This window comes from Bradyrhizobium sp. S69, from assembly GCF_009766005.1.
Classification (GTDB): Bacteria; Pseudomonadota; Alphaproteobacteria; order Rhizobiales; family Xanthobacteraceae; genus Bradyrhizobium.
On sequence record NZ_LMUK01000057.1, the window covers coordinates 1 to 24,043 of the forward strand.

The following is a 24,043-nucleotide window of genomic DNA, read 5'->3' on the forward strand; positions in this document are numbered from 1 at the left end:
CCGCCGCCGCGACGACCGCCGCAATCAGGCCGTACCGGAGCCGTGCGGCCGCGGATTTCGAGGCGTGAGAGCGTGCTATTTCCAGTGCCATCGGCGATGCCCTGAGCCCGGCTTTGAGTCTGAGCATGATCTCCGGGCCAACATGCCACCTTTGGCCCGACAAAATCCGGAAAACAAGGCGGAAAAGCGATCAGGCGCTGGCGCCAAGGTTCGGCCGGATCAGCGAAAAACGGCTGAGGGCAGCCGTCAGCTCAATAGAGCCCGCGGCCGGCCAGTATCTCGCTCGGCCCACGCTGATCGACCGGGGCATAGGCGGCGGCGGGCCGTTGCTCGGGCGCGTAGCGCGGGTCATCCTCGTAGGACACTTCCCGCGGATTGTTCATGACACGGCCGCTCGAACGCGTGCGTGCGGAGGCGGACATTTCCGAGGTGGCGTTGATCGATGCCTGGTCGTCCCTGGTGTTGCCGAGGCTATAGGGGCGCCCCTCCGGCATCGGAACCTCGCCGCGGATCGGGCGGCCGGATGACGAAGCCTCCGGAACAAACGGACGGGCCGAGGCTATCCGGACTAGCGATGGTGCCGGCGCCGGCGCCCCGGTGCGCAAGGTTGCCATCAGCTGGCGGTCGTCGGAGCCCTCCAGCGGCGCGCGGCCGACATATTCCACCCGCACGCGTGCGACACCATTGCCTTTGAAGTCGAGCAATTCGGCTGCCTTGTTCGAGACGTCGATCAGGCGGTTGCCGTGATAGGGCCCGCGGTCATTGACGCGGACGATCAGCGATTTTCCGTTACCGAGATTGGTGACGCGCGCATAGCACGGCATCGGCAATGTCGGGTGGGCCGCGGTCAGCGATCCCATGTCGAACACCTCGCCATTGGCGGTCTGCCGGCCATGGAAATCGTCGCCATACCAGGACGCCAGCCCCTCTTCGCGGTAATTGACGTCTTCTTCCGGAACGTAGACCCGGCCGCCGACCGTATAGGGCTTGCCGATACGGTAGGTGCCGCCGCCCTTCGGCACGGGGTCACCCCACGCGACCACACGCGGGCTGGAGGAAACGCCGTATTTGGGATCGAGCCGGCTGGAGAGACCCGACGAGGCACAATTGGCGAGCGTGACGCACATCGCTACGGCCGCAACGCCACGCGCCGCCCGAATGATCGGATCTGACCGTCGAATCCCCATCGCCCCAATTACCATTCCGCCGGCCGCACGCCTACTCGTCGAACGCCTGCCCGTATCCGTTCGGGCGGCACGTTTGGCGGTTGCACGTCCCCTATGCAGCCCACTTCCGCACCAACTGATGAACATATCGCAGCCGGAACACGGCGAAAATGGGGAGAGCGTCGCGGTGGTGAATCAATCGTTGCTGCACCCGTCCATTTACGGGACAGGGCTCGGTATCCTGTTGCTCAAAATCATCATTAACTTTCGAAATCCCGACGTCGCACGGAATCCTTTTGACTGTGCGGGGTCGCAAGGCGTTTGGTCCGACCGCTGGGTCAAGGATTGAGACCATGTTCGAAGCTATCACCGCATTCTTCGGCGTCATGAGCGCCGGCATTTTTATCGCCCACGCCGTCGACGGCTATCGGTCGCGCCTGTAACGGCCGCCCTCACCGCATCGGTTAAATCATCGCAACTTGAAATGCAGCCGGTCGCACGGAGCCGCTTGCCGTGTAGGCTAGCCGCGGCGCGGGCTGATCGCGATGCCTCGATCCGGACCAGCTATTCGCGCGAGTCTGGGCAAGCGGCTACGGCGCCGAAAGCGGCGCGCTTCAAGGCCCAAGCCCTCAACGGGCCGTCAGCGGACTTCCTTGACCTGCTCGGCTGAAGATTTTTCAACAAAAGCGCCGAACAGAACGTCGTCGCGCCGCCCTTCCTTCCACAGGAAAGCGGCATAGGCGGCGGCAAAGAAAATCACGCTTAAAATAATTACTTCAAACATCATTGGCTTGACCTTATCTGGCGCAATCCAAATTAGGTTCCAATGCAATGGAGCCGAGGCCGAGAGTCAATCGATGGGGTGTCGGCGGGCTCCGATTCCCGCCGGATGTGACCGGGAAACCACACCCGGAAATCGTATATTGCCAGTGACTTAAGCCACCCAATGCAACCGTCGGATGATGCCGTCGAACGGCTTGGCGCGCTTCGGCGACCCGATCCTGACCTTCAATCGAATTTCAGAATGTCGTCAAATTCGGAAGGCGCGAATTGCCGGCCCGCCGCATTGGTGACCTGGACCCGCCATCCCGACTTGAAGAGCATGCGGGCCCTGGCCACCGTGAGCGTCGGGCTGGTCATTTGCACGATCGCGGTCTCACCGTCCTTGGAGGACGATATCGTGAAGCCGACTTTTCTCGTCGGGACGGGAACGCCAATGCGCGGCGCGTCGGGGATGCTGTCGAAAACCGCTTTCGGGCTTTTTGCCGGATTAGGCACAGGCGGCGGCGCAAGCGTCGATGCGAGTGTCGATGCAAGCATCGGCGCCGGCTTTGGCGGCTCGGGCGCGATAGCGCCGGCCTGGATCGCCGACCCAGCAGAACTACGCGACTTGGATAGTTTGAACCACTCCACGCTACTCTCCACGCTCTCAGCCAATCGCGCGGCATTTTGTTACGTGGTCAGACTAAATCTTCATCCAGACCTTGCGCAAGGAAAACCCGCCTGGATTTGGCGCGATGCAGCGCAGCAATCGCCGCGGGTGCTGGATTTACCTTAACTAAGTCTTTCCCCTCCCCGACGCGTCCTGCGCGCCGGTCCTGAAATTCTACTGCGGATCATTCCGCGTCGGCGAGTTTTGGGGTCTTTCCCTCTGGGCCCGCGATGCGGACGGTCGCGCCCGCGTCGATCGATTCTTGCGGATTGTCGATCAGCCGGTCGGTCAAGGACAAACCGGATTCAATCTCGACATCGTTGCCGAGATTGCGGCCCAGTATCACGGGTTTCAGGGCGACCTTGTTGCTGGCGTCGACCGCGGCCACCCGCATGCCGTTGGCGCCGAACACCAGCGCCGTTGACGGGATGCGCAATGTGCCGGGGGCGGAGGGGATGTGGAACTGGACTTCCGTGAAGGCGCCAGGCCACAATTTCCCGTCAGGATTGTCCGCCTGCAGCTCGATCAGGGCGGTGCGGGAATTTTCCTCCACGGCATTGGAGCTCGAGGTCAGCTCCGCCTCGAACGTCTCCTTCTGGCCAGGCAGATGCAGCGTCGCCCTGACGCCAGGCTTGATTTCGCCAAGGAACGCCTGCGGGACATTGACGAAAATGCGCATGCGATGGATGTCGGCGACCTGGTACAGCGCCCTTCCCGTCGTCCCGCCGGCGTTGAGGAGATCGCCGATATTGACGTTGCGTGCGGTGACGACGCCGTCGAACGGCGCCTTGATCTTTTCGAAGCTGGTCAGTTCCTGGAGCCGGCTGACCGCGGCCTCCTGGGCCGTCACATTCGCATTGGCGACTGCCAACGCCGCGTTGCGCGAGACCGCGGTCAATCGATCGGTGTCACCCTGCTCCAGGGTCGACCATCCCTGAGCGACCAGCCGCGTCGTCCGCCCATTCGTCACCTCGCCGAGATCGGCATTGGCCTTCGCCTGTTCGACCGCGGCCCGCAACTGGACGAGCTGCGCCTGGGCCTGCACCAATTGCTGATCGAGATCGGGCGCCGAGATCGTCACCAGCACGTCGCCGGTTTTTACATGCGAACCCATGTCGTTATGCCAGGCCGTCACGTAGCCGCTGGCGCGGGCGAACAGCGCGCTGACATTGAAGGCGCCGACGTTGCCGGGCAGATACAACGATTGTTCGGTCGGACCAGGCTCCGGTTGAACCAGCCGCACGGTTGGAATCGCTTGCTCGTCGGTCCAGGCCTTGACCTCCTGCTTGCTCCTGGCGCGATCGACGATCCCGAACGTGGCGAGCGCGATCGCGCAAATTGCGACGCAGCCCAGCAACAGCAAGATACGGCGCGGCCTGGCGGGTTGGCGGACGGACGGTTCGGAAGACATGAGATCTCCAAGTAAAGCTTGAGGTCAGGCGTGGGAAGGCGCGCCGGCGAGCGGATCGGCCGCCTCGGCAGGTTTTGTCTGGCGTCCATGGGCGATGCTGAACAGCACCGGGACGAACACCAGCGTCGCGAAAGTAGCAAAAAGCAGGCCGCCGATGACCGCGCGGCCAAGCGGCGCGTTCTGTCCGGGCTCGATCGCCATCGGCGCCATGCCGATGATCATCGCCAACGCCGTCATGATCACGGGCCGAAAGCGCGTGCCGCCCGCTTCCATCGCGGCGGCCAGCGCGTTATTGCCTGCCGAGAGCCGCTCGCGTGCAAAACTGACGACCAGAATGCTGTTGGCGGTGGCGACACCCATGCACATGATGGCGCCGGTAAGCGCCGGCACCGACAGCGTCGTAAAGGTGAGGAACAGCATCCAGACAATGCCGGCCAGAGCCGCCGGAAGCGCCATGATGATCACGAACGGATCGATCCAGGACTGGAAATTGACCACGATCAAGAGATAGATCAGCGTGATAGACATCGCCAAACCGATGAACAATTGCCGGTAGGCATCGACCATGGTGCGCGCCTGCCCGCGAATCGTGACGGTCGAACCTTTGGGCAGATCCGCGCGCGACTCGTCGACGATCTTCTGCACGTCGTCGGCGACGCTGCCGAGGTCGCGGCCTTGCGTCGTCGCATAGATGTTGACGACGGGCCTGATGTCGTAGTGTGAGACGATCGCGTCGAGCGGCTCGGGCGAGAAGGTTGCGAGGCCTCCCAGCAACTGGGTGGACTGAGCCGCGGCCAATGGCAGGTTTTTCAGTTCGCCAAGCGTATCGATACCATATTGCGGCGTCTGCACCGAAACCGGATAAGACACGCCATTGCTCGGGTTCAGCCAATAGGTCGGCGCGGTCTGGGTGCTGCCCGACAGCGTCGCCTGGATGCTTGACGCGGCATCACTTTCCGTCAGCCCGACGACGCCGGCCAGTTCGCGATTGAAATCGACTTTCAGCGCGGGGTTCTGGAATTGCTCCTGGATGCGCGGATCGGCGACGCCCGGGACATTGCGGATCTTTGCCAGCAGCTTGTTGGCGAAAGCACGGCTGGCATTGAGGCTGGAGCCGGCGATCTGAACGTCGAGCGGCGCCGGCGAACCAAAATTCAGGATCTGGGTGACGATATCGGCGGGAAGGAATGAGAACGTCGAGCCGGGAAACGCCGCCGGCAGTTTTTCGCGCAACGTCTTCACGAGCGTGTCAGTGGCGGTCTCCCCTTCATTCAGGGTGACCGATATGTCGGCGTCGAACACGCCGATGGTGCCGGAACTTCCGTATGAAATATTGATGCCGCTGTTCGGCAGACCAATATTGTCGACGATGCTGGCGATCCGATTGGGCGGCACCAGCGCGCGGATTTTCTGCTCGACCTGGTCGGTCAAGCGTGTCGTTTCCTCGATTCGCGTGCCGGTCGGCGCGCGCATGTGAATCCGGATCGCTCCGGCATCGATCGACGGGAAGAAATCCTGTCCAAGGAACGGAGCGAGGCCCAGCGACACCAAGGCGACGCAGAGAAAGCCGCCGGCGAACCAGAAACGATGCCGCAGCGCCAATTCCAGCAGGCCCAGATAGCCTTGCCGCACCCGCTCGAAATAATGCTCGAAGCCGTGTTGGAAGCGGCCGAAAAAGCTCTTCGGCGGCGGTTCGCCATCGTCCGAACGCGTCGAGTGATGGTGCTGGTTGCGCAACAGAAAATGCGCCATCGTCGGCACCAGCGTGTAGGTCAGGACGTAGGAGGCGATCATCGCGAACACCACCGCCATCGCCAACGGCCGGAACAGATAACCGGCGACCCCGCCAAGCGAAAGCAGCGGGACGAAAGCGATGCAGATGCAAAACAGCGCGATCGTCGCCGGCGCCATGATCTCCTGCGCGCCATGGGTGATGGCGGTCAGGATGTCTTCGTCCAGTTCCTCCATGTGGCGATTGATGTTTTCAATGGTGACGGTCGCATCATCGACCAGAATACCGACCGCGAGCGCCAAACCGCCGAGCGTCATCACATTGATGGTCTGGCCAAGCACCGAAAGCGCGATCAGCGAACTCAGCACCGCCAGCGGGATCGAAATCGTGATGATGAAGGTCGAGCGCCAACTGCCGAGAAAGACCAGGATCATGAAACCTGTCAGCGCGGCCGCGATCAGCCCTTCGCGGACCACGGCGGCGACGGAGGCTTGAACGAAGCCGGATTGATCGGCGACGTATTTGAGAGTGACCCCCTCCGGCAGCGTTGCCTGAATGGCCGGCAAGCGCGCCTTGACGCCAGCGATGATGTCGAGCGTCGAGGCCGAGCCGATCTTGAGCACCGACATCAGCACGCCCTTACGGCCATCCGACTGCACGACATTGGTCTGCGGCGGTGAACCGTTGTGGACGTGGGCGACATCGCGCATGAAAACCACGGTGCCGTTGACCACTTTAACCGGGAGGTTATCGAAGTCTTCGATGACTTTTGGCGAATCGTTGAGATCGATCGTGTATTCGTAGGTACCGATCTTTTCGGTTCCGACCGGCGTGATCAGATTTTGCCGGGCGAGCGCAGCGCCGACGTCGGTTGCCGACAGGCCGTGGGCGCGCAGCGCGTTCTGGTCGAGGTCGATCTGCACCTGCCGGGCGGCGCCGCCATAGGCGTTCGGCAACTGGGCGCCCGGGATGGTCGCGAGCGCGGGCCGGATGAAATTCACGGCGAGATCGTTGAGCGCCGTCTGAGACAGGGTATCGCTCGACAGCGCCAGCTGGATGATCGGAACGCTGGAAGCGTCGTACACCAGCAGGAACGGCGGCGTGATGCCGGCAGGAAGCTGCTTCAGGACGGTTTGAGAGATTGAGGTGACCTGCGCCTGGGCGGCGCTGATGTTCACGGTCGGCTGGAAGAAGATCTTGACGATGCCGTAGCCGGGAAGCGACTGCGACTCGATATGTTCGATGTCGTTGACGGTCGTCGATAGCGACCGTTCGTAGATCGAGACGATGCGGTTGGACATATCGTCCGGCGGCAGGCCGGTATAGCTCCAGATCACCGAGATGACTGGGATGTTGATATTCGGAAAAATATCGGTCGGTGTGCTCAGCACCGAGCGCACACCAAAAATCGCGATCAGGATAGCCATCACGACGAAGGTGTATGGACGCGAAAGCGCTAGCCGAACGATAGCAGTCAAGAACCGGAACCTCGAATTTGAAGATCGTACCGTTAACGCTCACGACGACACGTCGAAGCGCACGGCGCGCGCACTGCAGCAATTCCTCAGTGCGTTCGAAAGTTCAAGCCTGACGCGGCGTCTATCACGGCATCTTGCTCCGCACGTGAGAAAGCTCATTGAGAACATGAACAACGTTACGAAGATTTAACGCGCGCCTCGGGAATTTTTTCTGCGAGGACGCGCGGACACGCAGCGTTTTTTCCAAGACGGATTTTTCAAGATGCAATCTTGCGAAGGCACGCAAGACCGAACACGCGCGTGCCCCTCGCCGCCTTCGGCGAGTTGCGCAGGTGAAGCGACGGCAGGCCGAGACCTCGAATTCTGGTGTCACCCTCCAAGTCCGCCAATGCGACCTCAGTTGATCAAGTGATAAATTAGCAAGTTCTGTGCCAACGCCGATGAGGCGGTTCACCGACGATCCATTTTTTTCACGCCCCGCTTTCACGCTTCAGCTTCCGCCTTCCAATGCGTCTCTTTGCGGTCTGAATTGAGTTCCCACGACCTGGCAACCGTCGCCCGGTGCAGTCCGGCGACCGATGGCTGGGTTGGCCCCCGGCACCCGTTAAGGCCGTTGGGTCCATGTTGGGGCCGGTTCACAGCCTGTTCTTGATCTCGGGCTCGCTAAGTGGTTGATGGCGCCACGACGGAAGGGTGGCCGAGTGGTTTAAGGCACCGGTCTTGAAAACCGGCGTGCCTGCAAGGGTACCGTGGGTTCGAATCCCACCCCTTCCGCCAAACACTTCAAAAACCTCTTATTTTATTGATTTTTTGTCTTTCTTGCCCACGCAGTTGCCCTCACCGGACACGACCCGTGGCAGGGATTGGTGGTACCGGTCGATGCTATCGGCGTCGACCATGGTCTGGCCCTCCATCTTGCACGCCTCGATGTTGCCGAGGTTGACGCACAATCTGCGGAAAGCCTTTGTTCATCGTAGGCTCGTAGTTCGAGCCCAATAGGATATCCACGCCGGCCATGCCTGCCAGCCTATCTGTCAGTTCTGCGGGAAACACTGGTCTGGATTCAGTGGCCTCGTAGCTGACGTGGCACATCGTGCAGCGCAGATTACAGGTTAGTGTCGGTTCAATTTCGATCAGTTTTGGCAACTCGCAAAACATCGCTGGCGCCTTATTTTTCACTCGCTGACAGCGAGTGATCCCCATGCAGGCTACCTTAGTGGCTCAGTCATTGCGACCAGGAATTTCGGGTCAATCCTGTAACCACGAAGCGCGACTGCAAAGCACGGTCTGATGGGTCGATTCGCCAAAACCGCGAATTGAATTTGCTTGCAAAAGCCGTTTGCCGAAGTCGCGGTGATGCCTGTCACGCGCAGACTTTCGCATGTAACGGCGATCTAACAAGGATTTTATGGTGTCAGCATGAAGGCCCGGGGTTGCGCCCTCAACGGTACCACGTTATTCGGATTCTCAATCGACTGCGCGTCACAGAACGCCGCCCAATCATCCATCAACTTCCGGCGTTTCTCCCGCATGTCGCCGCGACGGAAGGCGGCCTAAGTCCGCTCGACGAAAGCGGTCTCGATTGCTCCCTGGAGTGACTCCAGGTATCCTCCATTCTCCGACACTATTTTATGCACGTCATTGCTTGAAGTTTTGAGGACGAACGTAAATTCTTTTTTCGGCCAGAACATCTGCAAAAGGATGCCGCCGAACACAAGCGCAGCTGCGATCCAGAACAGCAGTGATGCGTCTTGGCCTTGCCCCTTGAGATTATTTGCGTAAAGGCCCGCTGCAATGCCGACTATGACGAGGACGGCTGCGATGGGATTTATCTTTCGGGCCGTGTAAACGGATACGCTGCCGATATTCGCTACTTGATATGAAATTGAGCCAAATTTCGCGATCTTGGTCGTGATCTCCACCCCTGGCGACTTCATAATCATTTGTTCTGACATGTGTTTTCCCCCAAACAACTCGCTCTAAAGTAGAGTAACCAAGGGATTTCTACAAAAGAAAAAAGGCCCGTAGGCGCCTCGGCCTGGCTTCACGAAGGACGCTGGTGCGTCTGGGAGTTGCAAGCCAGTAATCTCGACCGGTGGCGTGATTGCCAGTCCGCGACGCCTACGCTTTGACGGGGCTATGCCGCGCGCCCTTGCATCCGTCAGAAACACATGCGGGAAGTGGCTCACGTGACAAACCTGACTGGCTCGACAGCCCGAATCGCGAGCGATATCCTTGGGTCATGAAGAACGGGCTCTATTCCATTCACATGCATATGCTTGACGGCGTGAAGGGCCGCGACAGTGGCGTGCTGATCCTGCGCGACGGCACGTTGCTGGGTGGCGGCCCGTATTTCTGGTCGACCGGCTCCTACACCTGTGGCAACGGCACCTGGAAAGGCGAACTTCGAACTAACCAGCATACGCGGCTTCCCGATCCCTTCGCACGCCCGCTATCGGGTGGCCAGGAAGTCGCCAGCGGGTTTTCCGGGACCTTTGCCGGAGACCACGCCGAGGCGTTCGGCACCAGCCTGGTCGGCACCCGAAGCCTGAGTTTTCGCGCCACATTGAAGCGGCTGGCCGATAGCTGATTATCGCTGCAGATGTTGCAGTTCGATGCTCTTCGTCTGGAAAACCTCAGCATTTTAGTAAATCTTTAACTTTTGCGACCTGTCATGGAATCGGCGGTTACAAAAGCGCTGAGGTGCGAAATGGACGGTATTTCCTGGAATGATCTGGACTCAGATGAGCAACGCGCGATTGCGATGTTGGCCGACGGAGTTTCGGCAGATTTCTGCGATCCGATAGCGCTCCTGACGTTAGCCAGGATTGGATTCATCAGAGGATCGCGGTTGACGCTGGCCGGGGAAAAGGTGCTCGCAGCAGCGGTTCGGCACGCGTTCGCCGCGTGATCAACCGCGAGTCTTTCGGGATTACAAGGCGCCTGTCGTCTGCTGTGCGTTTCGTTACCCTGCAAAATTTATCGACCGCCGTGTCCCACAGAATCTGAACCGTAACAAACAGCTTCAACCCAACCAAAAGGCCGCACGGGCGCTACGCCGTACGGCCTCTTGTGGCGCTGTCCGCTCACAGGCTGGATTCCGTCGCCCGGCCGAACCTTGTCCGATTCGTGTGACCTGTGTCGGTCGATTAGGCGACCGAAAAGCGGCGGCCGTCGTGGCCTGCGCAAAGCACAAGGTTGTCGGCGCGCAGGGAGATCGTCGAGCATGGCAAATTCGCGCCGCCGATCGCCGAGCAGCAAGAGATCGCCTGGACCTCGACCGATGATTGTGCCGATGCGGCGTTGACGCTGCTGGAGCACGGCGCCACCGGCGGCGACCACCGGATCGCGGGGCCGGAGAGCGTCACCGGCGACCAACTCGCAGCCCGCGTTGCGGCGGGGCTCGGGCGCCGCGTTGTCTATTGTCCGCAACCGCTCGACGAATTCGAGCGCGATGTCGATGCGGCGATGGGCGCGGGTATCGGACGACGCGTCGCGTCCAAGTTCCGCTTCTTCGCATCGCATCGACAGCAAGCCGATGCGATGTTGGCGGGACCGTTCGAGGCACAACCAGGCCTGGAGGATTTCCGGCCGACCCACATCGAGCAATGGGTTCGTCGGCATGCTGAGGATTTTCACAAATCCGACGGGATGGCTGCGACCGAAGATTCGTAACGTCGCGGCGGATCGTATTATTGCCCGCCGGCGGTATTGAACGGCGAAAGGTCGCAATCCGGTGCGGCATACTTCACCCGGCGAATTCCCTCGCGGTCCTCGACGACCGTCGGATGGCACCGCTCCTGCCAGGCGGCTTGCGCTTCGGCGTCGGCCTTTTGCTGTTCGGGCGTTCGTGGGGGCGCGGCGAGAATCACACCGGCACCGTTGACGTGGAAGTCGGCGGTCCCCGGCGCATAGAGCGGGCCTGCCGGCGCGGCAGGCGTGGGCGGAGGTGTGGTTGCCGGCGGCGCCGGGGTAGCCGCGGCTGGCGCTGCGGGAGCAGGCGCGGCAGGTGGCGTCTGCGCCGCCGCCGCCGTGTTCAAGGCGACCGCAACGATCAAGCAGCCTGCGGCTCGGGTGAATTGAAAGGAAGACATGCTCGCCACCTCCTGTTCGGAAGACACAAGACAACGCCAAATTTTTCCTTAATTCGGAGGCGGCCGGTTGCGATTGCCGACAATGTGGTTAGGACGGGCTCAGCGTAACCGCTAAAGTCCGCGATAAATCCGCCTGGCGTAGGCTAAGATTTCAGCCCTGCCCGTCCTCAAGGCCGTATTCCTGGTAAATCGTCAACGGATCGGTGCCGGGAAACAGCCTGCACTTGGCCTGGGCCAGATGCAGATTGACGGTTCCGGGCTGACAACCGGCGACCAGAAGTTTCCGGATATCCTCCATATGCGCGCGCGGCTGGTGCTTGGGCGGAAGATGCTCCAGCGCCACCAGCGCGGTCGCCAATGCTTCCGTGACAACCCATTGGTCGTGGCCGGTGATTCCTTTTTTCGGCATGGACGGACACCTGCTGTGGTCTATCGCACAGAGAGAAACGCAGTCGCCAGCACGGCAAGCCAGCCGACAACGACCAACGCCGTCGCGGCGCCCGCCATTATCCTGGCCTTCTCCTTGAACGTGTAGTCGCGCATTCGCGGCTCATTACACCGGGCCTTGCGCAGCCGCGCAAGAGCTTTGGCACAAGGCCATTGCGGTTCCAAAGCGACCGGTGTGATCAAACTATAATCACGGCGCGACGACCGCGAGCGTGATCCCCTGCCTGTTTTTCAGAGCAGCCTGGCGCGAACGAACAGCGCGCGCAACGCACTGGTCGCCTGCACCCTCAACATCGCGTTGCCGGCGGCGGCTTCGAGCGCGGCGATGGCGTCGTCATGCAGCGACCTGAACTCCATCCACTCGACCGAATTGAGATTGGTGATGAAATCATAAGCCCGGCCGACGGTATCGATGGAGATGGTTTCGCCGTTCAGTTTGACCCTGAACGTGGCGATCAACGGTGTTTGTGACTGTGATACGTTGCTCATGCCGCGGTTGTGCATCGCGCGTCGCCAAAGTCAATTGCTTCGGCGCTCAAGATGCTTTCGAGGGACTTTCCAGGGGCTTTTCAACCAGCGGCTTTGGTTGCCGGCTTCAGGACTGGCGCGCCTCGGCCACCGTGGTGTTGTTCAGGCTCGGCACCACGACCATCCGATTGATCAGGCCATCCTTGTAGGCGGCGAGGAAGCTGTCGTAGTTCTTGATCGAGACGCAGCCGTTGGATTGGCCGTTGGGTCCCAGCATGTAACTGTGGGTCAGAAGTCCCGACCGGCCCAACGTCGCGCTGCCGTCGAGCGGGATCATGCGAAGCGCCTCGACGCCGTGAAAAATCGACTCCCGCGGCTTCAGGTCATAGGTCGTCGGCGGGGTCGCTCCGACCATTCGCATGTTCACATGCTCCGGATCGTCCATCAGCTTGCCCATTCCGGAATGAGCTTCCAGCCGCGAGCCGTTCGGCAGGTAAACGGCATGGGCGGAGATGTCGTAGACGGCCGTCTGTTTGTCGTAGCCCAGCGCCGAAAGATCCGGCCCGTCATGGTACGGCCCGCCGTCCGGGCCGAGCGAGGCCAGCGCGAACCGCCCCTTCGGCAAGATATCCGAGAATTTTTGCAGCAGGCTGCGATCATCCGGCCGCGCAAACGCCGGCACCGGCGCCGGAGAAGTCTCTGCCTCGAGTTGCCTCGGTTCGACCGGACGCGCCCTGGGAAGCGGGATACCGCTGGGGCTCGTGACGGCGGGTTTGGGCTCGTCAGCTACCGCCGTCCGGAAATCCTGCGGCAATGATGGCTGAGGTTGAAACAGTTCGGCCTGGAGCTTTTGCGCCAGCCGGCTTTTTGCCTGCTGGAGTTTGACTTCGACTTCCGAAGACCAGGACTGAACCAAGAGCCGCGCCGAGGCGTCAGCCGAAGGTGATACGAAGCGATCGTTGAACGAAAGGACGTTGCCGGCGGTCGGCGCCGCGTCAGCTAAAACCCACGCGCTGGGATCGATACCTGCAAACCAGGCGGCCGCGGCTGCGGCGACGGCAAAGGCGATGGCAGCCCAAGCGGCTTTCACGGGCCACGCGGCTTTGACAGGCCGAGCGACTTTGACAGGCTGAGCGATTCTGACAGGCCGAGTGGCTTTGACAGGCCGACGAGCCACCTGCCCACGCCAAGCGACCTTGCCAGGCAACGACATGCCCGGACCTGACGAAACCTCGCCATTGGTCGCTGCGATGTAAACCATCCATCCCCCGCGTTCGGCGCTCCCCACGGACTCGCCGAAAACTCAAGCATATCAGGTAACGGAACTGAGGCATATTCGAGACAGAGCAAGGAAAAACCGACCGTTCCGGCAACCTGAGCGCTCTGAATTTTGCCGATTCCGAAAGATTTAATCAATTGGTTTGCAACGTCGACGCCTTGATTTTGTGCGGAGTAACGTCATGCGTTCCATCGATCGGGTTTCCGGCAGCTTCCTGGCGCTCTTGTTCGCCGGCGTTGCCCTGTTGTGCGGAAGCCTGCTGTTCGTGACGCTGAGCTAGCGAATTTAGTGTACAAAACCATATAGATAGAGCGGAATAACCGCTTCAAGAAGCGTCATCCCGCCCGGTCGTTTCCCGGGTGTGCCTCGCCCTGCCCGGAGATTCTCGAGGCGACCTTCATCCCCGGCTTGCCGTGATGCTCGCTCAGCCGCTTTGCCAGGGTCTCCAGGTCCTTTTTCCGGCCGCTGCTGATCAGCTCGGAAAACGCCGCGGGGTCGAACACCGAAATCGAATGGACCGGCGGCGCCGGCCTCAGCCATCGGTGCGCGCGTTTGCGCATCCAACGCCAGATCACCCGCAAGTCCCGCATCTCAGGCCGCGCCGCTCAAGTCTTGCCGCTCAAGTCCCGCTCCTCATTTGGCGGCAGGTGCGGGAGCCCCCTTCGGCGGCAGCGGCATGACCGGCGAACCGGGACCGATCTTCTGCAAATTGCCTGTTATCACCTGGTCGGTCTCGGCAAGGCCGGTGACGGCCACGGAGTCCCCGTCGGTGGGGCCGAGCGATACGATCTTCTGCTCGGCCTTGTTGTCGGGGCCGACGACGTAGACGTATTTGCCGAGCTGGCTCGATCCCAAGGCGGTCTGCGGCACCAGAAGCGCGTTGGCCTCGTCGCGGACATGCACGCGCACCCGCACATACTGGCCCGGCAGCAGCGTGAATTTGGGATTGGGCACGGTCGCCCGCGCCGTGATCGTCCCGGTGGTGCGGTCGACACCGTTGTCGATAAACGTCAGTTCGCCCGAATAGCCGACAGTGGGTTCATCGGGCAGCGAGACCTTGGCCACCACCGGGCCGCTGTTCCGCGCGGTCTGAATGATGCCGAGATCGCGCTCGCTGGGATTGAAGGTGACATAGAGCGGATCCAGCTGCACCAGCGTGTTGAGGGTGAAGCCGGAGCCGCCGACCAGGGTGCCGACCGGCGCGCGATTGCGGCCGAGGCGCCCGGCAAACGGTGCCCTGATGTCGGTGTAGGCGAGATTGATCTCCGCCGAGCGGACCGAGGCGCTGTCCATCGCCACCGACGCTTCGCTTTGGCCAAGCGTGCTGGCCCGCTGATCGTAATTGTCCTTGGCCAGGAAGCCGGTCTTGACCAGTTCGTCACCGCGATTGAAATTCGACTTCGCGTAGCTCAGCGCGGCGACGTTGCGCTGCGCCTGCGCCTTGGCCTGATCGAGCGCCGCGCGATAGTCGCGCTCGTCGATCTTGTAGATCAGCTCGCCTTCCTTCACATCGGCGCCATCGGCGATCGGCTGCGACTGGATGTAGCCGGCAATTTTGGCCTGCAGCGAGACCTCGCGAATGGATTCGGTGCGCGCGGAATATTCGAGATAGACGGGTATCGTCTTTTTGGTCACGGAGGTGACCGGAACCGGCATCGCCGGCGGCCCCGACGGCGCCGCGGCGGCCACCGGCCCAGTGCGGAGCGAGGAGACGAGGATGACGGCGCCGACGCAGATCACGGCAGCGCTGCCGAGCAAGATTTTCCAGTGTCGCATGGGGGGATTCCTGATGGTTTACTCGGCCGCAATCTGGTGCGGCTCGGCGATGTCGGACAATTGCTCCGGTGGGTGGCCGCGCTCCCGCAGCCCCTCGATGACGGCGTAGAACACCGGAACAAACAGCAGCGTCAGAAGCGTGGCGGCGAGCATGCCGCCGAACACGGTGGTTCCGATCGACTGCCGGCTGGCAGCCCCAGCCCCGCTCGCCACCATCAGCGGCACCACGCCGAGGATGAAGGCGAACGCGGTCATCAGGATCGGCCGCAACCGCAGCCGCGCCGCTTCCATCGCGGCATCGACGATGCTGAGGCCTTCCGCCCGGCGTCGTTTGGCGAATTCGACGATCAGAATGGCGTTCTTGGCCGACAGCCCGATCAGCATCACAAAGCCGATCTGCGAATAGACGTCGGTCTGCAAGCCGCGCACGAACAGCGCCAGGAACGCCCCGAACAAGGCCAGCGGCACCGCGAACAGCACCATGAACGGCATGGTCCAGCTCTCATATTGCGCGGCCAGGATCAGGAACACGAACACGATGGCGAGCGTGAACACCACGGTCGCGATCGATCCCGCCTTCAGTTCCTGAAAGGTGATGCCGGTCCATTCGAACGCGAAGTCGCGTGGCAGCGCGGTCGCCGCGGCCCGCTCCATTGCGGTCACCGCCTGCCCGGAGCTGAAGCCTGGTGCTGCGCCACCGTTGATCAAAGCGGAGGCGTAGTTGTTGTAGTGCGGCACCGTCTCCGGCCCCACGATCGGCTTCAACAGCCCGAGCGTGCTGAGCGGAACCATGTTGCCGCCCGAATTCCGCACATAGAGCCGCGACAGGTCGGTGGCGGAAGCCCGGGAATCCTTGTCGGCCTGCAAGGTTACGCGAAAGGTTCGACCGAACAGATTGAAGTCATTCACGTAAAGCGACCCAAGATATATCTGCAAGGTGTTGAAGACGTCGGGCACGTTGAGCCCGAGCAGCTTCGCCTTGGTGCGGTCGAGGTCGTATTTGAACTGCGGCGTCGAGGTCGAGAACGAGCTGAAGAGTTGCATCGGATTGAGCTCAGGCTGCTTGCGCGCCTCCGCGATCAAAGCCTGCGTCGCATCGTTCAACGCGTAAGGACCACGCCCGGTGAGGTCCTCGACCTGGAACTCGAATCCACCTGTGGTGCCGAGACCCGGAATCGACGGCGGATCGAAGCTCAACACGAACGCTTCGGGGATCATCAACAGCTTCATCCGGACATCAGCGACGATTTTCGAGGCACCCTGCGAGGCCGGACGCTCGTCCCACGGTTTCAGGATTCCGAACTCCACAGCCGAATTCGACTGTGCCGCGTTGGTCAGGAAGTTGAGCCCCGAGATCGATCCGACGATGTCGACACCGGGCGTCCCCTCCAGCAACCCCCGCACCTTCTCGGCGACCGCGTCGGTGCGCTGCAAGGACGCGCCGTCCGGTAACTGGATCACCACGAAGAAATAGCCCTGGTCCTCGACCGGCAGGAAGCTCGAGGGAATCCGTTGCGACAGGAAAAACGTACCGCCGAGAACCACCACGAACGCCGTCAGCACCGCCCAGCGCCACCCGATCAGCACCCGCACCAGATGGGCGTAGCCGTGGGACAGCCGATCGAAGCCGGCATTGAACAAGCGGAACGGCGCCCAATTGCTCGCCGGGCGATGCCGCAGGAAGGCGGCGCTGAGCGCCGGACTGAGCGTCAGCGAATTGAAGGCGGAGATGCCGACTGAAATCGCAACCGTCAGCGCGAATTGATTGTAGAGCCGCCCGGTCACGCCGGGAATGAAGGCGACCGGCACGAACACCGCCATCAACACCGCCGTGGTCGCGATGATCGGGCCTGTGACTTCCGACATCGCCGCCTGCGCCGCCCGTAGCGGTGGCAGCCCGTTTTCGAGCTGCCGTTCGACGTTCTCCACCACCACGATGGCGTCGTCGACCACCAGACCGATCGCCAGCACCATGCCGAGCAGGCTCAGCATGTTCAGCGAAAAGCCCATGACCTCCATGACGGCCAAGGTCGCGATCAGCGACACCGGAATGGCGATGGTCGGAATAAGCGTGGTGCGCCAATTCTGCAGGAAGATGAACACGACCAGGATAACCAGTCCCAACGCCTCGCTCAGCGTCAGGATCACGTCACGCTTGGCCGCCCTGACGAAACGCGTGGTGTCGTAGTGCAGCCCGTAAGCGATCCCCTTGGGGAAGCGCTTGGACAGATCTTCCATCTTGTCCTTGACCGCCTGTTGCAGGTCGAGCGCGTTAGAACCCGGCAGCTGATAGACCGCCAGCACCACGGTCGGGTCCTTGCCGAACACCGCGGTCGAGGAATATTGCAGCGCGCCGAGCTCGATCCGCGCGACGTCGCGCATTCGAACGATCGCCCCGCTCGAGGGGTCGGAACGCAGCACGATATCGCCGAACTGCTCGGGATCGCTGAGCCGCCCGGTCGCGTTGACCTGCATCTCGAACGCCGTGCCGTCGGGCGCCGGCGACTGCCCGATCTTGCCGGCGGCAACCTGGATGTTTTGTTCAGCCACGGCATTCTGGACGTCGACCGCGGTAATGCCGAGCTTGGCGAGCTTGTCCGGATCGAGCCAGAGCCGCATCGAATAGCGCCGTTCGCCGAAGATCTGCACGTCGCCGACGCCGGGAACCCGCTTCAAGGGATCGACCACCTGCAGATAGGCGTAGTTGCTGAGCGCCACCGGATCCACCGAACGGTCCGGCGAGATCAAATTCACGATCAGCACGAAATTCGGGTTCTGCTTCTTGATGATGACGCCGCCCTGATTGACGATCGGGGGCAGCGAGGCCGCCGCCTGCGCCACGCGGTTCTGCACGTCGACCGCGGCAATGGCGAGAGGATAGCCGACGTCGAAGGTGATCGTGATCGTCGACGAACCATCATTGGAACTGGAGGACGACATGTACGTCATCCCCTGCACGCCGTTGATCTGCTGCTCCAGCGGCGTCGTCACGGTATCGGCGACCACCTGGGCGCTGGCGCCCGGGTAGGCGGCGCTGACCACGACCTGCGGCGGCGTGATGTCGGGAAACTGCGAGACCGGCAGCAGGAAATAGCAAATGGCGCCGGCCAGCGTCATGATGACGGCGATCGACGAGGCGAAGATCGGTCGATGAATGAAGAAGCTAACCATGGAATGGGTCCGATCTTGACCTTAAGTGTCGGCTGGTGTTACCACTCGGTAACGGCGGACATTACCGGCCGGTAACACCGCGGTCAAGCGGGGGCGGCAAATCGACGATCCCTAAGGAGCGAAATGTCCGAAGCCCTTCCTGGCACGTTGCGACCCCGCGAGCGCATCCTGTTGGCGGCGCGCGATCTGTTCCATCGTCATGGCCTGCGCGGCGTCGGTGTCGAAACCATCGCCGAGGCTGCCGGCACCAACAAGATGACGCTCTACCGGCATTTTGATTCGAAGGACGATCTCATCATCGCCTATTTGCGCGGAATTGCCGTCGAGGTCGATGAAATGTGGCGCGATATCGAGCGCAACCATCCCGGTGACATGCAGGGGCAATTAAAAGCGTGGCTGGTCTTTGCGGAAGAATGCGTGACCGCCGACGACAGGGGATGTGACCTTGCCAACGCCGCCGTCGAATTGACCGATGACGACCATCCCGGACGGCGCATCATCGAAGAACTGAAGAGCAACCATCGCAATCGGCTCGCCGCATTATGCCGCCGGGCCGGCATTCCCCAACCGGAAGTCCTCGCCGACACCCTGACGCTGCTGCTGGAAGGCGCCCGCGTCAGCCGTCAAACCGTCGGCAGCCGCGGCCCAAGCTCGAACTTCATCCGGACCGCCGAGAAGGTTATCGAATCCTTCATGGCCAGATCTTCCAAAACGGCTGCCGCCAAGACTGCTGGCGCCAAGACAAAGCTTTCGGGAACGAGGCTAACCGCAAAGCGCGTGGTCCATAAACGCGCTTGATCGGGCTCTCGCCTTTCGAAAAAGCGCGTCCTCGCTTATTTCACGGCGGCGTGGTGCTCAGCCGGCCGCTCATGCCCGCCATCAACTCAGGGGCATCCCCGATGATTTCGCCGATCGCCCTGACCGATTGGCTGGCCGGATCGACCCGGCCGCCGAGCCGGGTCACCCTCCCCGGATAGGTTTTTCCGGTGTCGTCGATCCTGACCTGAAATGACGCGCCGGGTTTGAGCCACGCCAGCGCGCGCGACGGCGCGGTCAACTCGACTTCAAGCGCGCGATCGTCGAGCACGTCGAGCAACGGCTGGCCCGGAATGGCGTATTCGAATTCATGCGCCTTGCGATCGACGGTCATGCCCGCGAAGGGCGCGGTCACAGAACATTTCGAGGTGACGGCTTCCGTCGCCGCCAGATCGGCTTTCGCTTTCAACACGTCGGCGGCGGCGATATCGAGTTCGAGCTGTCCGGTTGGCTTCTGCGTGATGGTGCGCCGGTTGATCTCATAGGTTCGCTCGACCTGGGTCAGGACGGCTTGGGCGCGGGCCAGCTGCGTGCGCGGCACGGCGCAGTCGAAGCTGACCAGCACGTCGCCTTTCTTGAAATGATCGCCGATGCGGGTCGCGATGCCGTCGATGCGGCCCGCCATCTCGCTCGACAATGTCGCGCTGTGCAATGACACCAGTTGGGCGCGGACCTCGGTGGCGCCGGCCGCCGCCGTGGGCGATCCAGCCGGCTCTGATTTCTGGGCCAACGCTGAGCTGGCGCATAACGCCATGGTGAGGCCGGCCAGCCCAATCCGCAGCCGCATCGTTCGATCTGGGCGTTCAGTCACGGCTTTCAATCTCGTCACGGTTTGGCTTGCTGCGTTGCTCCACCTTGACCACGCGATCGGCAGCGGTGCAACCGCCGGCGCCGCATCCGAGCGTTGGTCCAGCGCCTGTCCGTCCTAGTCCGGCGCCGGACGGTCCAAGACCTCGACCGCGAAGCGATCCATTCTGACGCCAGTTAAATCATCGTTTTTGACTAGAAATTGCTGGGGACGATCCATGAATAAAATCATGAATAAATTCATTGCGAGCGCATTCATTCCGGCGTTGGCCGCGATCTCGCTGGCAGCGCCTGCCTGTGCCGCCGATCTGCCGGCCCGCGAATACCGGCCGCCGCCGGTGGCAGCGCCACTGCCGGTTTACGACTGGTCGGGTTTCTATATCGGCGGCAATATCGGTGGCGCCTGGGATAGCAGCACGTCGACCAACAGGGCGCTGGACGGAACGTTCGTCAGTTCCGGAAGCGGCAACAACAGCGGCGTGATCGGTGGCGGCCAGATCGGCTACAATTTCATGGCCTCGCCGAACTTCCTGCTCGGCCTCGAGGCGGACATCGAGGCGACCTCGCTCAAGGGATCGGTCACCTCGATCGACGGCAGCAATATCCACAGCAGCAAGCTCGATGATTTCGGCACGGCCCGCGGCCGCGCCGGATTCACCGTCGACAACTGGCTGTTTTATGGCACCGGCGGCTTCGCCTGGAGTGAGGGAACGGAGAGCCGAACGCAGGTTGTGGGCGTGGCCAGCGTACCGCCGATCCCGGCCCCCGCCGGCACCGTTGAATCGGTTTCCAACACCCGAACCGGCTGGACCGCGGGCGCCGGCGTGGAATGGGGGCTGACCCAGAACTGGACCGCGCGGGTCGAATATCTCTATCTCGACCTCGGCAGCGCGACCTCGGTCTTCCCGCTTTCCAACCGTCAGGAGACCAGCAGCCTGACCATGAACGTGGCGCGGTTCGGCGTGAACTATAAATTCGGCGGCCCGGTGGTGGCGAGATACTGAGCTACGGTGCGGCCAAGGAATTTCAATCCGGTCCGCGCTGCGGCGCCGAGGGCAAGGCCTGCGGCGCGGGCTCTTGAGCTGGCAGGGGCGGCTTGGCCTCCCTGCCCTCGTCGTCGTGGCAGACGGCAGCAAACGGGACGTTGGGCCATTCCCAACGAAACGTCTTGCCGTTGAGATCGGTGCATAGCCAGGAACGGGCCGTCTCGGTCGCATGATCTGTTTTCACCGGGATGTCTGTACTCCGCGCTGGATCGCTGAAGGCGCCCGCGGCAGACACCGTCAAAACCAGTGAAAGCCGGCCTATCCATCTGACGATTGGCATCGGTCTATATCTCCACATGCCTGCACCATGGCTGATAGCTCGCCGCATCGACCCCTTCATTGACGAAGGTCACATTCCCTGCCGATCCACGTCCTGACGATCCGCGCTCCGTGTCGACCTCGGTAGCGCCCAACTGCTCTACATCGTTCCCGGCACTCCTGAAACGGTCGATCTGCGGATCGACAGCGTTCGCGTCGGCCTGAACCACCGATTTGACGCGGCTGCGCTGCGTCTGCATTGACCGTCACCGCCTCGCCATTGCCACGATAATGGTTTCGAGCTAGCGAGCGGGTTCACGGTGAACGCGTCCCTCGTGATCGGAGCCCGCCAGTGACCCGCTTTCGCTACGCTTTCGTTACTGTTGTCGCCCTCGCCGCTCTGACCTGGCTCGGCGGATTTCCCCGCCCTGCGATGGCGGAAAGTGCCGTGACCGCGCTCCTGGCAAAACCCGCGGCGCTGCCGGATATGGCGGTCGGCCCGGCGAAGGCACAGGTGACGATCTACGAATTTGCGTCGATGAGCTGCCCGCATTGCGCGGCGTTCGAGCAGAACGTGTTTCCGATGATCCGGTCGAAATATGTCGACACCGGCAAGGTGCGTTACGTGTTCCGCGAGTTTCCGCTCGACATCAAGGCCGTGGCCGCCTCGATGCTGGCCCGTTGTGTGGCCAATGGCGACGCCGAGAAGTTCTTCGGCACCATCGACACCCTGTTCAAGCAGCAGGACCCGCTGATGACCCAGACACTGGAAACCCTGCAAACAATCGGCAAGCAGGCCGGCATGGACGAGAAGGCGACCGAGGTCTGCATCAAAGACCAGAGCCTGCTCGACAAACTCTCCACCGATCAGAAATTCGCCAATGAGCAGCTCAAGGTCGATGCGACGCCGACCTTCTTCATCAACGGCATCATGACCAAGGGCGCGATCTCGTTCGAAGAGTTCGAGGCGAAGCTCAAGCCGCTGTTGAAGAAATAGCGGACGCGGCGATCAGCCCTGCCCGGTCGGATCAGCCGGTCCTTGCGGCGCTGCAACAAAGGTGATGCCGATGCGCTTTTGCTGGATCCAGGCGATCCGGCATTCGTGCACCGAAGAGTCCCGTGCCACCACCAGGCGAAAGCGATCGGGGACGAAGGCCGGGTTCTCGATATCGATGGCGGCACCCTCGGGCGAGATGTTTCGCACCACGCAGCTCATGACGGAGCCACCCGACGACACGTAAGCCGGCTCCTCGATTTCGACCCTTGGGTGCTTTCGCTTTTCTTCCATGGACTTCGGACTGATTACCACCCGTCGACGGCACTCGGAAACAGGATAGCGGCAAACCTTAAACAAATCGGCCCTGCCGCGCGGGTGGGGGCATTGCGAGGGAGGCCGCGATGCCCTCTCGGCGATCCAACCTGCCCGGCCGTCACTGGTTCCCCAAGCCGAATTGCTTATTTATCGATCGATAATATTCTTTGGTTTGAGGCCGTCACGCTCTTGCCGTTGCCCGCTTTGGCAGGATAGCTTTCTGCGCACTGCCGGTGCGTAGGCGCGACGCCCGGCTTAAAAAAGAACAGGCGCCGAGGGAAACACGCCATGTTCGAGATCCTCGATCGACAGACGAGTCTGACCGGCAACCAGCTCAAGATCCTCGCCGCGGCCATCATCGGCGACGCGCTGGAGTTCTTCGACTACTTCCTGATCGGCTTCGTGCTCGCCTTCCTGATCGGCCCGTGGAAACTCACCTTCGGCCAATCGTCCATCGTGCTGATGAGTTCCGGCATCGGCGCCATCCTTGGCGCCTATGTCTGGGGCTGGCTCGCCGACCGCATCGGCCGCCGCAAGGTCTTCATCTGCACGGTGCTGAATTTCTCCGCCGCCACCGGTCTTCTGTATTTCACGCCGGACAATGGCTGGGTCTATCTGTCGATCATGCGCTTCTTCGTCGGCGTCGGCGTCGGCGGTCTTTATTGCGTCGACCTGCCGCTGGTGCAGGAATTCATGCCCTCCTCCAAGCGCGGCTTCGTCGGCGGTCTGGTCACCTGCGTGATCCCGCTCGGCACCGGACTGGGCGCCGTGCTCGGCGCTAACGTCGGCAGCGGCGACTGGCGGCTGTTGTTTGCGATCGGCGTGCTGCCGGCGATCCTGGTGCTGCTGGTCCGGCTGTGGGTGCCGGAATCGCCGCGCTGGCTCTGCCGCCAGGGCCGCTATGAAGAAGCGCGGGAGTCGCTCGCCTGGGCGCTGCACATGAAGCCGTCCGAACTACCGATGCCGACCGCCGCCGACGCCGGCCCGATCATCACGTCGAGCTGGCTCGATCTGTTCAAATATCCGCGCAGCCTGATCGTGTCGTGGCTCGGCAATGCCGGCGCACAGACCGGCGTCTACGGCATCACGCTATGGGTGCCGTCGCTGTTCGTGCTGCTGCTCAAGGTCACCCCGCAGGAGGCCGCCAAGATGATGATCCTGCTGACCGTGTTCGGTTTCGTCGGCCGCGTCTCCTTTGCCTACTTCTCGGAGTGGATGGGACGCCGCAACGCCGGCGGGTTGCTCGGCTTCGGCGCCGGTATCCTGACCATCGTCGCCGGCTATAATTACGACACCATGGTCATGGGCGTGTCGGCGTTCTGGCTGATCCTGGCGGTCGGCTACTTTTTT

General features: G+C 61.9%; 24 protein-coding genes and 1 tRNA gene. 9 read left to right on the plus strand and 16 right to left on the minus strand.

Features of this window, described 5'->3' with window-relative positions; all coding sequences use genetic code 11:
* Positions 1-251 precede the first annotated feature (251 nt).
* Positions 252-1,187 (minus strand): septal ring lytic transglycosylase RlpA family protein, encoded by a 936-nt coding sequence (locus GSQ88_RS30515; protein WP_159011632.1) that lies wholly within the window; start codon positions 1,185-1,187, stop codon positions 252-254.
* 619 nt (positions 1,188-1,806) lie between these two features.
* Positions 1,807-1,953: a hypothetical protein gene (locus tag GSQ88_RS30525; RefSeq protein ID WP_159011634.1), complete on the minus strand. Its 147-nt coding sequence runs from the start codon at positions 1,951-1,953 to the stop codon at positions 1,807-1,809.
* Between the two features lie 237 nt (positions 1,954-2,190).
* On the opposite strand from GSQ88_RS30525, the gene GSQ88_RS30530 reads away from it, so the two are divergent.
* Positions 2,191-2,724, plus strand: coding sequence for a hypothetical protein (locus GSQ88_RS30530; RefSeq protein WP_159011636.1), 534 nt, complete (start codon positions 2,191-2,193; stop codon positions 2,722-2,724).
* Between the two features lie 58 nt (positions 2,725-2,782).
* Here the strand turns inward: GSQ88_RS30530 and GSQ88_RS30535 are convergent, their stop codons facing one another.
* Complete coding sequence (locus GSQ88_RS30535; protein WP_159011638.1) at positions 2,783-4,009, minus strand: efflux RND transporter periplasmic adaptor subunit; 1,227 nt, start codon at positions 4,007-4,009, stop codon at positions 2,783-2,785.
* 24 nt (positions 4,010-4,033) lie between these two features.
* Positions 4,034-7,219: an efflux RND transporter permease subunit gene (locus GSQ88_RS30540; protein WP_159011640.1), complete on the minus strand. Its 3,186-nt coding sequence runs from the start codon at positions 7,217-7,219 to the stop codon at positions 4,034-4,036.
* A gap of 687 nt (positions 7,220-7,906) precedes the next feature.
* Here GSQ88_RS30540 and GSQ88_RS30545 point away from each other — a divergent pair.
* Positions 7,907-7,996 (plus strand) — tRNA-Ser (locus GSQ88_RS30545).
* Positions 7,997-8,772: 776 nt separating this feature from the next.
* Here the strand turns inward: GSQ88_RS30545 and GSQ88_RS30550 are convergent.
* Positions 8,773-9,174 (minus strand): DUF6232 family protein, encoded by a 402-nt coding sequence (locus tag GSQ88_RS30550; RefSeq protein ID WP_159011641.1) that lies wholly within the window; start codon positions 9,172-9,174, stop codon positions 8,773-8,775.
* A gap of 287 nt (positions 9,175-9,461) precedes the next feature.
* On the opposite strand from GSQ88_RS30550, the gene GSQ88_RS30555 reads away from it, so the two are divergent.
* The 3 genes from GSQ88_RS30555 (at position 9,462) to GSQ88_RS30565 (ending at position 10,894) form a co-directional block, all read left to right on the plus strand.
* Positions 9,462-9,809 (plus strand): GrlR family regulatory protein, encoded by a 348-nt coding sequence (locus GSQ88_RS30555; RefSeq protein ID WP_159011643.1) that lies wholly within the window; start codon positions 9,462-9,464, stop codon positions 9,807-9,809.
* Between the two features lie 120 nt (positions 9,810-9,929).
* Positions 9,930-10,130 carry a hypothetical protein gene (locus tag GSQ88_RS30560; protein WP_159011644.1) on the plus strand — a complete coding sequence of 67 codons (201 nt, stop codon included), beginning with the start codon at positions 9,930-9,932 and terminating at the stop codon, positions 10,128-10,130.
* A gap of 287 nt (positions 10,131-10,417) precedes the next feature.
* Positions 10,418-10,894 carry a Rossmann-fold NAD(P)-binding domain-containing protein gene (locus tag GSQ88_RS30565; protein WP_210253928.1) on the plus strand — a complete coding sequence of 159 codons (477 nt, stop codon included), beginning with the start codon at positions 10,418-10,420 and terminating at the stop codon, positions 10,892-10,894.
* Between the two features lie 17 nt (positions 10,895-10,911).
* Here GSQ88_RS30565 and GSQ88_RS35395 read toward each other — a convergent pair whose 3' ends face one another.
* From GSQ88_RS35395 to GSQ88_RS30600, 7 genes are all read right to left on the minus strand, one after another.
* The gene (locus GSQ88_RS35395; RefSeq protein ID WP_159011646.1) at positions 10,912-11,313 is read right to left on the minus strand and encodes a hypothetical protein; all 402 of its coding nucleotides are present in this window, start codon (positions 11,311-11,313) and stop codon (positions 10,912-10,914) included.
* A gap of 151 nt (positions 11,314-11,464) precedes the next feature.
* Positions 11,465-11,722, minus strand: a complete 258-nt coding sequence (locus GSQ88_RS30575) for a hypothetical protein (protein WP_159011648.1) — start codon at positions 11,720-11,722, stop codon at positions 11,465-11,467.
* A gap of 269 nt (positions 11,723-11,991) precedes the next feature.
* The gene (locus tag GSQ88_RS30580) at positions 11,992-12,249 is read right to left on the minus strand and encodes a hypothetical protein (RefSeq protein ID WP_159011650.1); all 258 of its coding nucleotides are present in this window, start codon (positions 12,247-12,249) and stop codon (positions 11,992-11,994) included.
* A gap of 106 nt (positions 12,250-12,355) precedes the next feature.
* Positions 12,356-13,318: a DUF2778 domain-containing protein gene (locus tag GSQ88_RS30585; protein WP_246785135.1), complete on the minus strand. Its 963-nt coding sequence runs from the start codon at positions 13,316-13,318 to the stop codon at positions 12,356-12,358.
* 524 nt (positions 13,319-13,842) lie between these two features.
* A complete protein-coding gene (locus tag GSQ88_RS30590) occupies positions 13,843-14,088 on the minus strand; it encodes a hypothetical protein (RefSeq protein WP_159011652.1) in 246 nt (81 codons plus the stop codon).
* Positions 14,089-14,140: 52 nt separating this feature from the next.
* A complete protein-coding gene (locus tag GSQ88_RS30595) occupies positions 14,141-15,283 on the minus strand; it encodes an efflux RND transporter periplasmic adaptor subunit (RefSeq protein ID WP_159011653.1) in 1,143 nt (380 codons plus the stop codon).
* An 18-nt stretch (positions 15,284-15,301) separates the two neighbouring features.
* Positions 15,302-18,454, minus strand: coding sequence for an efflux RND transporter permease subunit (locus GSQ88_RS30600; RefSeq protein ID WP_159011655.1), 3,153 nt, complete (start codon positions 18,452-18,454; stop codon positions 15,302-15,304).
* Positions 18,455-18,577: 123 nt separating this feature from the next.
* On the opposite strand from GSQ88_RS30600, the gene GSQ88_RS30605 reads away from it, so the two are divergent.
* Positions 18,578-19,252 carry a TetR/AcrR family transcriptional regulator gene (locus GSQ88_RS30605; protein ID WP_159011657.1) on the plus strand — a complete coding sequence of 225 codons (675 nt, stop codon included), beginning with the start codon at positions 18,578-18,580 and terminating at the stop codon, positions 19,250-19,252.
* Between the two features lie 40 nt (positions 19,253-19,292).
* Here the strand turns inward: GSQ88_RS30605 and GSQ88_RS30610 are convergent, their stop codons facing one another.
* On the minus strand, positions 19,293-20,057 hold the full coding sequence (locus GSQ88_RS30610; RefSeq protein ID WP_210253929.1) for an efflux RND transporter periplasmic adaptor subunit: 765 nt from the start codon (positions 20,055-20,057) through the stop codon (positions 19,293-19,295).
* 250 nt (positions 20,058-20,307) lie between these two features.
* On the opposite strand from GSQ88_RS30610, the gene GSQ88_RS30615 reads away from it, so the two are divergent.
* Positions 20,308-21,081, plus strand: a complete 774-nt coding sequence (locus tag GSQ88_RS30615; protein ID WP_159011661.1) for an outer membrane protein — start codon at positions 20,308-20,310, stop codon at positions 21,079-21,081.
* 22 nt (positions 21,082-21,103) lie between these two features.
* Here GSQ88_RS30615 and GSQ88_RS35400 read toward each other — a convergent pair whose 3' ends face one another.
* Together GSQ88_RS35400 and GSQ88_RS30620 are read right to left on the minus strand one after the other, a co-directional pair.
* Positions 21,104-21,307, minus strand: a complete 204-nt coding sequence (locus GSQ88_RS35400; protein ID WP_210253930.1) for a hypothetical protein — start codon at positions 21,305-21,307, stop codon at positions 21,104-21,106.
* A gap of 100 nt (positions 21,308-21,407) precedes the next feature.
* Positions 21,408-21,641 (minus strand): hypothetical protein, encoded by a 234-nt coding sequence (locus GSQ88_RS30620; RefSeq protein WP_159011663.1) that lies wholly within the window; start codon positions 21,639-21,641, stop codon positions 21,408-21,410.
* Between the two features lie 92 nt (positions 21,642-21,733).
* Here GSQ88_RS30620 and GSQ88_RS30625 point away from each other — a divergent pair, with 92 nt between their 5' ends.
* The gene (locus GSQ88_RS30625) at positions 21,734-22,378 is read left to right on the plus strand and encodes a DsbA family protein (RefSeq protein WP_502706782.1); all 645 of its coding nucleotides are present in this window, start codon (positions 21,734-21,736) and stop codon (positions 22,376-22,378) included.
* Positions 22,379-22,390: 12 nt separating this feature from the next.
* On the opposite strand, the gene GSQ88_RS30630 is transcribed toward GSQ88_RS30625, so the two are convergent.
* Positions 22,391-22,669, minus strand: coding sequence for a PilZ domain-containing protein (locus GSQ88_RS30630; protein WP_159011665.1), 279 nt, complete (start codon positions 22,667-22,669; stop codon positions 22,391-22,393).
* A 312-nt stretch (positions 22,670-22,981) separates the two neighbouring features.
* Here GSQ88_RS30630 and GSQ88_RS30635 point away from each other — a divergent pair.
* On the plus strand, positions 22,982-24,043 hold a 1,062-nt coding region (locus GSQ88_RS30635; RefSeq protein ID WP_159011667.1), incomplete at its 3' end, for an MFS transporter.

Coding starts and splice junctions, on each gene's coding strand:
- GSQ88_RS30595 (WP_159011653.1), bottom strand. CDS start 15,283: ATGCGACACTGGAAAATCTTGCTCGGCAGCGCTGCCGTGATCTGCGTC.
- GSQ88_RS30530 (WP_159011636.1), top strand. CDS start 2,191: ATGTCGTCAAATTCGGAAGGCGCGAATTGCCGGCCCGCCGCATTGGTG.
- GSQ88_RS30515 (WP_159011632.1), bottom strand. CDS start 1,187: ATGGGGATTCGACGGTCAGATCCGATCATTCGGGCGGCGCGTGGCGTT.
- GSQ88_RS30605 (WP_159011657.1), top strand. CDS start 18,578: ATGTCCGAAGCCCTTCCTGGCACGTTGCGACCCCGCGAGCGCATCCTG.
- GSQ88_RS30600 (WP_159011655.1), bottom strand. CDS start 18,454: ATGGTTAGCTTCTTCATTCATCGACCGATCTTCGCCTCGTCGATCGCC.
- GSQ88_RS30575 (WP_159011648.1), bottom strand. CDS start 11,722: ATGCCGAAAAAAGGAATCACCGGCCACGACCAATGGGTTGTCACGGAA.
- GSQ88_RS35395 (WP_159011646.1), bottom strand. CDS start 11,313: ATGTCTTCCTTTCAATTCACCCGAGCCGCAGGCTGCTTGATCGTTGCG.
- GSQ88_RS30620 (WP_159011663.1), bottom strand. CDS start 21,641: ATGCAGACGCAGCGCAGCCGCGTCAAATCGGTGGTTCAGGCCGACGCG.
- GSQ88_RS30555 (WP_159011643.1), top strand. CDS start 9,462: ATGAAGAACGGGCTCTATTCCATTCACATGCATATGCTTGACGGCGTG.
- GSQ88_RS30535 (WP_159011638.1), bottom strand. CDS start 4,009: ATGTCTTCCGAACCGTCCGTCCGCCAACCCGCCAGGCCGCGCCGTATC.
- GSQ88_RS30630 (WP_159011665.1), bottom strand. CDS start 22,669: ATGGAAGAAAAGCGAAAGCACCCAAGGGTCGAAATCGAGGAGCCGGCT.
- GSQ88_RS30560 (WP_159011644.1), top strand. CDS start 9,930: ATGGACGGTATTTCCTGGAATGATCTGGACTCAGATGAGCAACGCGCG.
- GSQ88_RS30550 (WP_159011641.1), bottom strand. CDS start 9,174: ATGTCAGAACAAATGATTATGAAGTCGCCAGGGGTGGAGATCACGACC.
- GSQ88_RS30615 (WP_159011661.1), top strand. CDS start 20,308: ATGAATAAATTCATTGCGAGCGCATTCATTCCGGCGTTGGCCGCGATC.
- GSQ88_RS30525 (WP_159011634.1), bottom strand. CDS start 1,953: ATGATGTTTGAAGTAATTATTTTAAGCGTGATTTTCTTTGCCGCCGCC.
- GSQ88_RS30580 (WP_159011650.1), bottom strand. CDS start 12,249: ATGAGCAACGTATCACAGTCACAAACACCGTTGATCGCCACGTTCAGG.
- GSQ88_RS30610 (WP_210253929.1), bottom strand. CDS start 20,057: ATGCGGCTGCGGATTGGGCTGGCCGGCCTCACCATGGCGTTATGCGCC.